Below are 13072 nucleotides of genomic sequence, written 5' to 3' on the forward strand. Positions count from 1 at the left end.
CCCTATTAGTAAGTTAGTACGCTAATAAATCTTTTGGATCAACACAAAAACGCAACTCTCCTGCAGCACGTGTTGCTACGTGACGAGCTACTTCCTTGTGCAATCGGTTCACTAATTCTTGTCTTAAATAAAGCGGAACTCTTACTACAGCTTTTACACGGTCGTAAATATCGTCAAAATGCTGGTATTTGTCTGTAACAGGCGGATGCATTGGAACAATTCCTAATAATGGAGAAATTGCTGAAAAATCAGCATCTTGACTACTTTCGCACCCAAGATTTTCTTGCATTGCACCAATATTTTCAAGCGCACGCATAACCGCATCACGAGCACCCCATACGCATGCTGCAGTTACGCAAGGCGGCAATATTGCTTGAGCTCTTTCTGAAAGCTCATTGCAAGAAAGTTGAGTCGTATCCCACAATGTAAGCGCGCGCGCAAGAACAGGATACGTTTCACCAATAAGAAGTACACTTCCTCCACGCGCTCTAGGAGCGCATAAAGCAGAAGCTTTCATCCACGAATTAAGCGTATCTATTCGCGAATCAAGCCCTGAAGCGTACAAACTTACCCACGTATCAAGTATTGCTACAACACCGTATTCTCCATTACAATTTGCGTCTTGCGTTTGTACGCGAGGCTCACATCCAGGAGTTGCAACAACAATTACAGGTTTTTCATCAATGCACTGGATAATTCCGTTCGGTTGGTGTTGTGACGAAATAATAATAGGCACGTTACGAAATAGTTTAGATAATTCTTCTGCAACGCCAACAGCGCCAACTCGTATAACTCGCATATTGCTACTGCCACAATTAGAACAAGACCAATTTATTGCACTAGCACCACACCATGAGCAACGTGCTGTCTGCTGACTATTTGCAACATCAAGAGGCCCGGTGCATCGTCTACAACGCGCTTGACGTTTGCACGAAGAACATATAGCCGATTGCGTCACGCCATCTTGCGCAATAGAAAGCAGCACAGGCTTACCATCCGAAAGAGCATCGTTAATAGCTCTTACTGCGCTATGCGGTATGCGAGCGCCAATGCTTGGGTCAGCTAATTTTAGTAAAGCTTCACGATTAAGCCAACGAACCCAAGGAACTAACTTTTCGCGAGCAAGTTTACTCGCGCTTACAGGGATACTAGATCCGCTTATTGTTTCAGCAGTTTCAGCAATTTCAGCAATTTGAACAGCTTGCTCACCTTGCACACCTTGCACACTTTGCGCAGATTGAGTAGTTTGCGCATCTTGCGCATTCGACATATAGCAGTCTACTTCACTTTGACTAAGCGCGCTTCTGGAATATGACATTGACACAAATACGCCGCCATGCCTTTTTGCACGAAGTCGCATAACGCCACGCGCTTGAGCATACGGCATCATGCCATCAGCATATTGGTACGCGCAATCTTCAACAATCGCAAATAAAGCATCTCCCTCAACTGGAGCATACATTGCAGCTCTAGTGCCAAGAACGCAAGGAACTATTCCGGACGCGATTGCACGCCAAGCTCTATATCTGTCAGCTGGAGGATCCGCAGCACAAAGTCGAGCGACATCACCATCAAAACTTCCAGCGGAAAAACCATGATGATTCTCACTGACGCGCTTATATGGCTTTAAGCCATAAACCATTAGCGCGCGCATTACATCATTGACTTCTCTTAGCGTCGGCAAAACTACAACAGCCTGCTTACACGCGCTTAAAGCAGTGACAATCATCCACGCTAAATCTTGTGCAAGCCGGCAAGAACCTGGTAAAGCGTCTACAATAAAAGATTGAGAAGAATTATTTTCTGCTTGCTTGACTAATTGATTTTCTGCTTTATTTTCACTAAAACTTGCGTCAATAGATTTTTTGATTAATGCATTGTATAAAATATTTGCATTTTCGTAATCATAAATCATGCGAGAAGTTGTAGCGTAACCTGGGTTTGTATTGTTATCGTTTTGCAAACGCTTCTTAAGATTTTCACGCCACTGTTTTCTGCGTTGCAAGCGTATGTTGTCAAAAACTTCCTCATGCTCAACACGAGCTACGCGTTGAGGCACAGCAAGACGCAAAATATTTGAGCTAGTTCCACCATAAGCTTTAGCTATGGCGTCAATATCGTCTCGCAAAGATTTAGAAAGCAAAACATCTGAAGGAAACACTCGTTCTAAAAATCTTAAAGCAGCATGAGGGGTATCTGCATGCGAAGAACGAGACCAAATAACTCCAGTGAGCTTTTGTGCTCCAAAACGAACGCGTACAAACGCCCCAGGCTGAGCAGATTCATCTTGATCTTGCGATATCAAGTAATCAAAAGTACGACCTAAATGTGAAGCTTGAACATCAAGCATCACATGCGCAATAGGGCATTCATTAGCAGGCACTAGAGAAACAGCATTGCGCTTACGTCTTGTTTTACGCGCTAAGCCGTCTAGCGAAGGTTGCTCTGCCATAAATAACCCTTAGTTTTACTTGAATTACATCACATAATTACTGTTATTTTACAGCAAAATTTATCAATAAAACTACTTTTTTAGCGCATCTTTCAATTGCTCAATACGATTCGTTTCTTCCCAAGGGAATTTGACATCCATACGACCAAAATGACCATAAGCTGCAGTTGGAGCATAAATTGGCTGAAGCAAGTTAAGCTCGTCAATAATCGCAGCCGGACGCAAATCAAATACTTCGCGCACAGCACGCGCAATATCTGCGCGCGTAATACCGTCAGCTTCAGTTCCGAAAGTTTCTACGTTTACGCTTACAGGATCAGCAATACCAATAGCATAAGCAACTTGAACTTCTGCCTTATGAGCTAAACCAGCTGCCACAATATTTTTTGCAACCCAGCGAGCTGCATAAGCTGCAGAACGGTCAACTTTACTAGGATCCTTACCGGAAAAAGCTCCACCACCATGATGAGCAGCACCACCATAAGTGTCAACAATAATTTTTCGACCAGTTAAGCCCGAATCAGCAGCAGGGCCTCCCAAAACAAAAGAACCAGTAGGGTTTACAAGCATACGGTACGAATCGTGCGCAACTTTTTGAGCAAGAACTTCGTCCAACACAGGCTTAACAACATGCTCAACAAGCTGATCTTGTAACCAGTCTCTAGAAACTTCTGGATCATGCTGAGTAGAAATAAGCACAGTATCCAAACGTTTAGGCGTGCCTTTGGAATCGTACTCAATCGTTACTTGAGTTTTCCCATCCGGACGCAAATGCGCAACAGTGCCATCTTTACGAACTTTAGCAAGCTTTTGAGCTAAACGATGAGCAAGATAAATCGGCAAAGGCATTAAAGTATCTGTTTCGTCGCTAGCGTAACCAAACATAACACCTTGATCGCCTGCACCTTGAGCAGCGTAGCGCTCCTCACGAGAAGATGCACTCTCACAAGAAGCATCCAACCTAGCAACACCTTGATTGATTTCCGCACTTTGCTCAGTTAAAGAAACCATAACACCACAAGAATCAGCATCAAGACCAATTGTGGAGCTCGTGTAGCCAACATTACGAACAACTTGACGTACAATTCCCGGAATATCGCTATAAACTTCACCACGCACTTCACCAAAAACCACGAACTGACCAACGGAAGCACAAACCTCTACAGCAACATGCGCATGAGAATCCTGACGAAGCATATCGTCCAATATAGCGTCAGCAATTTGATCGCATAACTTGTCAGGATGACCTTCAGTTACAGATTCTGCAGAAATTAATTTACGTTCTTCCACATTTCCCCCTTAAGTTCATAGTCGATAAAGGCTAAATATAGGCTAAATAAAGCGAAAAACGCAGCCGTGCATCCGCTTTATTGAGCACGGATGATACGCGACTGCGAATACCCATAAAGACGTTTATTAGCAAGGCTTATTAATTACCTTCGCTTAAGTCGTCCTCACCAAGAGTCTCTTCAAGCAATCCAGCATTAATTTCGCGGAAAGCAATAGCTAAAGGCTTTTCTTGATTTTGATACTCAACTAGTGGGCCAACATTTTGAAGCAAACCTTCATTAAGCTGAGTAAAATAAGCATTAATTTGACGTGCTCGTTTTGCAGCAAATAAGGCAAGCGCATACTGGGAATCCGCATGTTGCATTAAATCATCAATCGGTGGATTCGCAAGACCAGTAGGTGTTGGCTGAGTGCCTAATGCCATAATATTCTCCAAATTCTATGGTGCTACAATAGTTCCAAAAGGCTTATTATATGCTACCGATTGGATATTGCGTAAGTTTTATATAAGTCGTATTCGCTTGCAATAACATTCCACAGTTCATCTGCAGCACGCTCAGCATTATCATTCACAATAACAACATCGAACTCTTTAGCTGCAGCAATCTCAACTTTAGCAGTTTCCAAACGTTTTGCTTGCTGCTCAGGAGTTTCAGTACCACGACCAATAAGACGACGCTTAAGCTCTTCAAAGCTCGGAGGCGCAATGAACACGTACACAACTTCTAATCCAAGACGAGCAGCCTCTTGTTTTACGCGCCTAGCTCCTTGCAAATCTATTTCCAGCAAAGTAGGAATATCTTGCGTAAGATGATCCAAAACAGGCTGAAGAAGGGTACCATAATGAGCCATGCCATGAACTAGCGCGGTTTCCAAGAATTCGCCATTACGCTTACGACGCTCAAATTCTTCTTCATCTAAGAACCAATAGTGAATACCATTAAATTCACCAGGTCTAGGCGCACGAGTGGTAGCAGAAACAGATAGCCAAATATGAGGATGCTTCTCACGAAGTATGCCTTCTACTGTGCCTTTACCAGCCGCAGTAGGACCCGTTAATACGATTAATCGACGTCTAGACTGCGAAACTGCAGCCTCATCCGTGGCACCCATTTGCTTACCCCTCGTTTACACACATTCGCCTGAATCAACAAGAGCCTGACGAATATCCAATGCTATGCGTTCAGTTGCAGCCGAAAGTTCACCAATATTTGGACCATGCGACGCAATCGAACGCGAAACAGTTACCAATACATTACCATGTGTACCAGCAAAAACACGCTTTAAATCGTCAGCTTCTGCACCTTGCCACCCGTAACCAGGAGAAAGAATTGGACCAGTAAAACTGGTTACGTCAATTCCACCACCGTTCATCCAGTCGCCAATAGTAGCTCCAACAATTAAACCAACAGAACCCATTCCTTTAGTTTTATTGTTAAAACTTTGAGCTGTTTGAGCAATTCCGTGAGCTACAGTAGTTCCGCGGTAAGTTCCGCTCTGCCTAATAGCAGTTTGCAAACTTGCGCCTTCGCGATTAGAAGTTAGAGACGCAATAAAAACACCGCGACCGTTATTAAGAGCTTCGTTAATTAAGCCGCCCATAGAACGTGCGCCATAATAGGGAAGCAAAGTAATAGCATCAGCAAGAAGCGGAGCTCCAGGCTTAAAATATGCGTCTGCAAGCGCAGAAATAGTAGTAGACAACCCTCCATGGCCGCAGTCAACGATAGTAATAATATCCATTTGACGAGCGGCATACAGCACACGCTCAAGCGCTGCGAAACCCTTAGAACCGTAGCGCTCAAACATGCTGGATTGGAATTTAACTGCCGCTGCCCTACCATTCATAGCTTGCAGCATTCGCATAGAAAAAAGTTCAGCTCCAAGAGCATCCATGTTGTATCCCCAATTAAGCAGCATTTTGCGATGAGGATCGATTCCAACACACAATGGTCCATATTTTGCCATAGCGTTCTTCAAACGCAAACCAAAATCGGATCGTTGCGCCTGCACTTCTTGATCACGAATGCTCTCGGTCATGTATTAAGCCCGACTTTCTTGACTTTCTGCCTGTTCAATTGCAAACAGCTGCTGAGCATGTTCTTGTATACTCATCACCTGATAATCGTTGTTCTTAACAGCTTCAATAGCCATTAATACTGGTGCAAATTCGGTAATAGTAGTGAATTGTGGAAGATCAGCTGCTACAGCTGCCGCACGAATGGCATAACCATCAGTGCGCGATCCCCTTGAATTCGGCGTATTTAATACCATGTCAATCTTACCATTTTCGATAAGCTCTACAACATTCTTACCGATTCTTTCGTTCGCTTTCTCACTATTTGGCATATCCTTCGCCGTGTCGCCCTGACTAGAAAGCTTATCGACAATAACAGAATCAATGCCATAACGACGAAGCACAGAAGCTGTACCTTCAGTAGCCCAAATCGTAAAACCAAGCTCCACTAATCGCACTGCAAGAAGCGGAAGTTGACGCTTATCTGCATCGCTTACGGACACAAAAACGTTTCCGCTGGTAGGCAAACCGCCCTTGTATGCTGCAAGCTGGCTCTTAGCAAAAGCGTGAGGGAAGTCGCGATCAAAACCCATAACTTCGCCAGTAGAGCGCATTTCTGGTCCAAGCAAAATATCAACCGTGCGACCAACAGGAGTGCGGAAACGCTTGAACGGCAGCACAGAAGCTTTAATAGCAACCTGCTGACCTGGGTGAATATCTCCGCCATCGCCTTGCGGGAGAAGAAGTCCACGCTTGCGCTGCTGTGCAATGGTTTCACCAGCCATAATTCGAGCAGCAGCTTTAGCAAGAGCAACGCCAGTAGCTTTAGAAGCAAACGGAACAGTACGAGACGCTCGAGGATTTGCTTCAATTACATACAAAGTGTTTGCCATAAAAGCGTACTGTACGTTGATAAGACCGCGAACTGAGCAGCCGCGAGCAATCGAAAGCGTACCCTCGCGAAGGCGTCGAATTTGATCGTCCGAAAGCGTGCTTGGAGGAAGAGTACAAGCAGCGTCACCAGAGTGCACGCCAGCTTCCTCAACATGCTCCATAATACCGCCAATATAAAGCTCGTTGCCGTCGTAAAGTGCGTCAACGTCGATTTCAATAGCGTCCTGAAGGAACTTATCGATCAAAAGCGGCGAAGGCAAGCGGCCAGAAACAACCGTGTCTGCTCGAGCCTCATCCAATGCGCGATCAACATACTTTGCAAGTTGAGCGTCGTCGTATACAATTTCCATGCCACGACCGCCGAGCACGTAGCTTGGGCGCACAAGAACTGGGTAGCCAATTGCGTGAGCTGCATCTTTTGCTTCCTCAAGACTTAACGCTGTGCCGTATCGAGGAGCGTTCATGCCTTCTTGACGAAGAACTTCGCCGAAAAGCTCACGGTTTTCAGCCAAATCAATAGCCTCAGGAGTCGTTCCCAAAATTGGAACTCCTGCAGCCTTAAGACGAGCGGCAAGCGAAAGTGGCGTTTGACCACCAAGCTGCACAATCACGCCCTTAACAGGTCCAAGCTTCTTTTCTGCTTCGTAAATTTCAAGCACATCTTCGAAAGTAAGAGGCTCAAAGTAAAGGCGATCAGACATGTCGTAATCTGTAGAAACTGTTTCAGGATTGCAATTGACCATAATGGTGTCGTAATCCTTGCCCAATTCCTGAACAGCGTGAACACAAGTGTAATCAAACTCAATACCCTGGCCGATTCTGTTTGGACCAGAGCCAAGGATAATCACAGCTTCGCGATCGCGCTTCTTCAACTCGCTTTCGTCAGCGTAGCAAGAATAGTAGTACGGAGTTGCTGCGTCGAACTCAGCTGCGCAAGTGTCAACAGTCTTGTAAACAGGGCGCAAACCGTAAGCCCAACGAAGCTCACGAACCATGTTTTCGCCTTCGTCGCCAAGATTACGCAAATGCGCAATCTGCACGTCAGAAAGACCAGCGAGCTTAGCGCGCTTCAAAACTTTAGGAGTTAAGGTTTCAGCTTCACGAACTGCGAGCGCAGTCTCGTTAATTTGAGCCAGCTGCTCTACAAACCAAGGGTCGATTTTTGTTGCTGCAAAAATCTGCTCCGGCGTTGCCCCACCCCAAAGCGCGCGCTGAATTTGCAAGTAGCGATGCTCGGTTGGAGTATGCATTTCTTCAAGAAGCTTATTAACTTCTTCCTTGCTCGGGCGCTCACCATCCCAGCTAAAGCATGAGTGACGCTTGTCGATTGAGCGCATTGCTTTTCCAAGGGATTCCTGGAAGTTTCCAGCCAAAGCCATTGCTTCACCAACAGACTTCATGGAAGTTGTAAGCGTGGTATCCGCTCCTGGGAACTTTTCGAAAGCAAAGCGCGGAATCTTTGTTACAACGTAGTCGATTGTTGGCTCGAAGCTTGCAGGAGTTGAACGCGTAATATCGTTTTGAATTTCGTCCAAAGTGTAGCCAAGAGCAAGTTTCGTTGCGATTTTTGCGATTGGGAAGCCGGTTGCTTTAGATGCGAGCGCGGAAGAACGGGACACGCGCGGGTTCATTTCGATGACGATAATGCGACCAGTTTGAGGGTTGATTGCAAACTGAATATTGCAACCGCCGGTATCGACGCCAACGCCTCGAATAATAGCAATACCGATATCGCGCATCTTCTGATACTCGCGGTCTGTAAGCGTAAAGCAAGGAGCAACTGTAATCGAGTCGCCAGTGTGCACGCCTACAGGATCGACGTTTTCGATTGGGCAAACAACTACGACGTTATCTTTTGCGTCGCGCATAAGTTCAAGCTCAAACTCTTTCCAGCCTTCAATGCCTTCTTCAATAAGCACTTCGTTTGTTGGAGAATAGTGAATGCCAGCTCCTGCAATGCGGTGAAGCTCTTCTTCGTTATGAGCAATACCAGAGCCCAAGCCGCCCATTGTGAAGCTTGGACGCACTACTACCGGGTATCCTAAAGTTTCAACAATTTTGTCTACTTCTTCGATTGAGTGAGCAATAAAGGATTTTGCTGACTCAGCTCCGGCTTTTTCAACGACTTTTTTGAAAAGCTCTCGGTCTTCTCCGCGGTCGATTGCTTCCAAAGAAGCACCAATAAGCTCAACGTTATATTTTTCTAGGATTCCTGCACGACCCAAATCCATTGCAGCATTAAGCGCAGTTTGACCACCAAGCGTTGGAAGAAGCGCATCCGGACGCTCCTTCGCAATAATTCGCTCCAAAATCGAAGTGTCAATTGGCTCAATATATGTTGCGTCCGCAAGCTCCGGATCTGTCATAATCGTAGCCGGGTTGGAATTAACCAAAATTACGCGAATACCTTCTTCGCGAAGAACTCGGCAAGCCTGCGTTCCGGAATAATCAAATTCTGCAGCCTGACCAATAACAATCGGACCGGAACCAATTACCATAACCGACTTAATATCAGTACGTTTTGGCATAGTAAACTTCTCTTTCCGTAAATCTTAAAATCTTACTTGCTTTTTCGAGTATTACTTGCTTTTTCGAGCGTTTTCGCGCATCAATTGCACAAAACGGTCAAATAGATAGGAAGCGTCGTGCGGTCCTGCTGCAGCTTCCGGATGATATTGCACCGAGAACGCTGGAATATCAAGGCATTGCAAGCCTTCTACAACGTTGTCGTTCAAGTCAATATGCGAAACTAGCACGCGACCAAAGTGTCCGTTTTCGTAAGGAGATTGCACAGGACCGTCAAGAGGTGCATCCACAGCAAAGCCGTGATTGTGAGCCGTAACTTCCACTTTTCCGGTTGTAACGTCTTTTACAGGCTGATTAATACCGCGGTGACCAAACTTCAACTTGTAAGTTCCAAAGCCGAGCGCGCGACCAAGTAACTGGTTTCCAAAGCAGATACCAAAGAACGGGTAACCTGCATCCAAAACTTTGCGCAAAAGCTCAACTTCGCGATTTGCTTGGCTAGGGTCTCCAGGACCATTCGAGAAGAATACGCCGTCTGCGTTAAGCACTTGCAGCGATTCGAAGCTTATTGAGGAGCTTACAACGTGCACGCGGCAGCCGCACTCAGCCAAACGGTGAGGAGTCATAGATTTAATACCAAAGTCGACTGCTACAACAGTGTAAAGTGGATCTTTTCCTTCAAAATCACCGCAAGGCTCAATCGTGTACGTTTCTTTAGTACTGACTTCATCCGTTAAACGCAAGCCCTGCATTTGAGGAGTTTGCTTAATTTCATCAACGAAAGAAGCGACGGTGCGAAAAGCCCCGGTTGACGGATCAACCAGGGCCTTATTAGAAAAAATGCCGGCACGCATAACGCCTACCGAGCGTAAATGACGTACCAGCTTTCGAGTATCAATACCACTAATACCAACGATACCTTGCTTTTGTAAATCGTCTTCCAAGGAACCTTCAGCTCGCCAATTGCTAACTACTGGGCTTGGCTTCTTAACTACGTAACCAGCAACCCAAATGTGGGCAGATTCTGGATCTTCGTGATTTATTCCCGTATTACCTATGTGTGGGAATGTTTGAACTACGATTTGTTGATCATAACTTGGATCAGTTAATGTTTCTTGATAACCAGTCATGCCCGTGGAGAACACAATCTCAGCGCGCGTAGAACCTTGCGCACCAAAAGGCTTACCAACGTAAACCTGACCATCCTCCAACACCAATACTGCATCATCACTGCCGAATCCGGCAAAGGTGTCGCTGTAATCCACCTTAACCCCCTTATGGCTTTAGGATATTCGTGGTAAGTCTACTCAGGTTGGCGGACGGGCGACGCGCCGACGATAGTTATTGCTTCTTACTCGGCAGCAGCAGCTTCTTCCGTAGACTCTTCCGTAGCAGCGTCTTCAGGAGAAGATTCGCCATTAAACTTTGCCAAACAAGCGTCTTTATCTGCCATAATCGCGCTTAGTAAGCCGTGAATAAACGCAATAGCTTCGTCATCGCTATACATTTTTGCGAGCGCAATCGCCTCGTCAATAGCAACTTTATCTGGAATCTCATCATTAAGAAGCATTTCCCAAACTGCAATGCGCAAAATATTGCGATCGATAACAGCCATTCTGCCAACTTTCCAGCCAGTCGAATAGCGGTTTAGCGTCTTGTCAATTCTGTTACGTCGCTCTCCTACGCCTCGAACAATCTCAATAGCGTACTCTGGGAGCGGAGTTTGAGCGCCAGGCTCCTTAACTCGCTCCTCAAGCAAAGAAAGAATATGCTGATTCTTCTCATCCGCCTCATACAGCGTATTCAAAGCCCTTTTACGAGCGGTAGAACGTGCCATCGTAACGCCCTTCTGTGTAACGTATAAAAATTACTTAATAAAGTTGTATCAAAAATTACGCGACCCAGCAACGAATAATCGCCACCGGGTCACTCTATAAAAATTATTGAGAAATAAATAGCTAATTTAATTAGATAACTAATTATTTTAATTAGATAATTAATTCTTTAGTTTTCACGACCAAGGTAAGAGCCGTCACGAGTGTCGACCTTCACCTTTTCGCCTTCACCCACGAAGAGTGGAACCTGGATTTCAGCACCGGTTTCCACAGTTGCAGGCTTAGTACCAGCGTTAGAACGATTGCCTTGCAAGCCTGGCTCAGTGTGAGTAATAGTCAAAATCACGGAAGCTGGAAGCTCAACGCTCAAAGGAGTGCCATCATGGAAGCTTACGATGCAGTCGGTGCCTTCAAGCAAATACTTGCTCTGCTCGCCAACCAAAACCTTAGGAATATAAACCTGGTCGTAAGTGGTCATATCCATAAAGACGAAGTTGTCGCCATCTTCGTATGAATATTGCAACGTGCGGTTATCAACGGTCTCGAACTCCATCTTCATGCCGGCATTAAAAGTCTTGTCGACAATCTTGCCCGAGAGCACGTTCTTAATGGTGGTACGCACAAAAGCAGGACCCTTGCCTGGCTTCACGTGCTGGAACTTAACGACGGTCCAAAGCTGACCATCAAGGTTCAAAACCGATCCATTCTTAATATCATTGGTAGTCTGTGCCACGAGTTACCCGTTTCTTTCGCTAATAGGCTGCAAATTAAGCAGCTAAGAAATAAACCTTGCTTATTATGCCACAAAGCGTCAACTTAATATATTTAGAGATTATTTTTCAACAAATTCAACAGTTTTGAAACAAATTCAGCAACGTCATCTTTATCTGCACTTTTTGTTAAAACAGACACTCCGATCCTATTCTTGCCCTTCTTAAGAATCAAGAAATAGTTATAAACATTCTTAATTCCTTGACCACGATGAGCCATAACCTCTATGCCGTCTGGAACGTTCACGCCATCAGCAGAAATATCGTAACCCGTCGCATTGGCAATAGTCGAATTTTGCATAGCTTTTGAAAGCATCATCGCAGCATCATGAGAAGAAGTAAGATTTTCGTGACCATCGTTCGATGCATCAACATCACCATATTTGCGAGTAAAAGATGTATTTGCATAGCCATTATCTGACAGCCATTGATCTAATCCGTCTATGCCACCTTGATCATCTAAAAGCTCATTAGCGGAGTCATTACTCATTGCCTTAATAACATCTTCACACTTATCTTCATAATCATGCTGTGGATTATCCTTAGTATAAAGAACAACAGGGAAATAAAAACCTACAGCAGGGAATGTTTTACGAGAATTAGAAGACTCATACAATATGCCCTTCTTGCCAGAAATCGCTACAGATACGCTATTATTTGAAGCAAAATTGCTTACTAATTTATTGATTTTTTTGGTATTGAGCTTTTCACTCGCACCAATAGCGTTATCCTTATCGCTGCTAGTATCACTATCTTCATCGTCTGAATCTAAATCATCATTGGTTAGAACATGCTGCTTAGATTTATTATTCTTTGATTTTGATGATTGTAATTCAGTTTTATTATTTGATTGAGCTGTTCGCGCACTATTTACATACCACCATGCACCAGCACCTATAACCAAAACACAAGCAATAATAGCGGTTATTAAAGTAATAATTACTTTCCTCTTGCGCTTATCATCCTCTGAATGAGAATAATTAGCCGGAGCTTCGCCTTGTACGTAAGGTGAATTATTCATAGAAGGCTGTTCACTCGAAGAACCCATAATAGGAGAACCTAAAACGTTTAGATTATCCGATAAAGCTTCCTGCGCAGGAAATACAGTAGTAGGCGCTTCGTTAGTAGGCAATTCGTATTGTTGACTTTGGATTGACGGCTCGACTGTTGACGTAACTTCTAAAAGCGCTCCGCAAGTATTGCAAAACTTGCTATTATCATCATTTTTATTACCACATTGCGTGCAGAACATATTCTTCCTTTAAACAAATGCATCTATTGCAACGCA

10 protein-coding genes are annotated in these 13072 nt (G+C 44.6%); all 10 read right to left on the reverse strand.

Annotated features, from left to right (window positions below; translation table 11 throughout):
• Window positions 1-13: 13 nt before the first annotated feature.
• The 10 genes from HXT47_RS04670 to HXT47_RS04715 all read right to left on the reverse strand — a co-directional run bounded on the left by HXT47_RS04670 (window position 14) and on the right by HXT47_RS04715 (window position 13036).
• Window positions 14-2452 (reverse strand): primosomal protein N', encoded by a 2439-nt coding sequence (locus HXT47_RS04670; RefSeq protein WP_112928690.1) that lies wholly within the window; start codon window positions 2450-2452, stop codon window positions 14-16.
• Between the two features lie 72 nt (window positions 2453-2524).
• Complete coding sequence (gene metK / locus HXT47_RS04675; protein ID WP_004106381.1) at window positions 2525-3742, reverse strand: methionine adenosyltransferase; 1218 nt, start codon at window positions 3740-3742, stop codon at window positions 2525-2527.
• A 139-nt stretch (window positions 3743-3881) separates the two neighbouring features.
• Window positions 3882-4166 (reverse strand): DNA-directed RNA polymerase subunit omega, encoded by a 285-nt coding sequence (rpoZ, locus tag HXT47_RS04680; protein WP_004106383.1) that lies wholly within the window; start codon window positions 4164-4166, stop codon window positions 3882-3884.
• A 53-nt stretch (window positions 4167-4219) separates the two neighbouring features.
• The gene (gmk, locus tag HXT47_RS04685; protein ID WP_421788919.1) at window positions 4220-4855 is read right to left on the reverse strand and encodes a guanylate kinase; all 636 of its coding nucleotides are present in this window, start codon (window positions 4853-4855) and stop codon (window positions 4220-4222) included.
• A 15-nt stretch (window positions 4856-4870) separates the two neighbouring features.
• Window positions 4871-5782 (reverse strand): orotidine-5'-phosphate decarboxylase, encoded by a 912-nt coding sequence (pyrF, locus tag HXT47_RS04690; RefSeq protein ID WP_004106386.1) that lies wholly within the window; start codon window positions 5780-5782, stop codon window positions 4871-4873.
• Window positions 5783-5785: 3 nt separating this feature from the next.
• A complete protein-coding gene (gene carB, locus HXT47_RS04695; RefSeq protein ID WP_004119051.1) occupies window positions 5786-9181 on the reverse strand; it encodes a carbamoyl-phosphate synthase large subunit in 3396 nt (1131 codons plus the stop codon).
• Between the two features lie 51 nt (window positions 9182-9232).
• A complete protein-coding gene (gene carA / locus HXT47_RS04700) occupies window positions 9233-10444 on the reverse strand; it encodes a glutamine-hydrolyzing carbamoyl-phosphate synthase small subunit (RefSeq protein WP_421788921.1) in 1212 nt (403 codons plus the stop codon).
• An 86-nt stretch (window positions 10445-10530) separates the two neighbouring features.
• Window positions 10531-11016 (reverse strand): transcription antitermination factor NusB, encoded by a 486-nt coding sequence (gene nusB, locus HXT47_RS04705; protein ID WP_064340544.1) that lies wholly within the window; start codon window positions 11014-11016, stop codon window positions 10531-10533.
• A 167-nt stretch (window positions 11017-11183) separates the two neighbouring features.
• Window positions 11184-11747, reverse strand: a complete 564-nt coding sequence (efp, locus tag HXT47_RS04710) for an elongation factor P (RefSeq protein WP_004111770.1) — start codon at window positions 11745-11747, stop codon at window positions 11184-11186.
• A 92-nt stretch (window positions 11748-11839) separates the two neighbouring features.
• Window positions 11840-13036, reverse strand: coding sequence for a zinc-ribbon domain-containing protein (locus tag HXT47_RS04715; RefSeq protein WP_004119041.1), 1197 nt, complete (start codon window positions 13034-13036; stop codon window positions 11840-11842).
• Window positions 13037-13072 lie beyond the last annotated feature (36 nt).

Source organism: Gardnerella sp. DNF01205, from assembly GCF_049244135.1.
Taxonomy (GTDB): domain Bacteria; phylum Actinomycetota; class Actinomycetes; order Actinomycetales; family Bifidobacteriaceae; genus Bifidobacterium; species Bifidobacterium leopoldii.

What these genes read in the sequence shown, in the direction of transcription:
- HXT47_RS04670 (WP_112928690.1), bottom strand. Translation starts at nt 2,452, where the DNA reads ATGGCAGAGCAACCTTCGCTAGACGGCTTAGCGCGTAAAACAAGACGT.
- rpoZ (WP_004106383.1), bottom strand. Translation starts at nt 4,166, where the DNA reads ATGGCATTAGGCACTCAGCCAACACCTACTGGTCTTGCGAATCCACCG.
- gmk (WP_421788919.1), bottom strand. Translation starts at nt 4,855, where the DNA reads ATGGGTGCCACGGATGAGGCTGCAGTTTCGCAGTCTAGACGTCGATTA.
- pyrF (WP_004106386.1), bottom strand. Translation starts at nt 5,782, where the DNA reads ATGACCGAGAGCATTCGTGATCAAGAAGTGCAGGCGCAACGATCCGAT.
- carB (WP_004119051.1), bottom strand. Translation starts at nt 9,181, where the DNA reads ATGCCAAAACGTACTGATATTAAGTCGGTTATGGTAATTGGTTCCGGT.
- nusB (WP_064340544.1), bottom strand. Translation starts at nt 11,016, where the DNA reads ATGGCACGTTCTACCGCTCGTAAAAGGGCTTTGAATACGCTGTATGAG.
- HXT47_RS04715 (WP_004119041.1), bottom strand. Translation starts at nt 13,036, where the DNA reads ATGTTCTGCACGCAATGTGGTAATAAAAATGATGATAATAGCAAGTTT.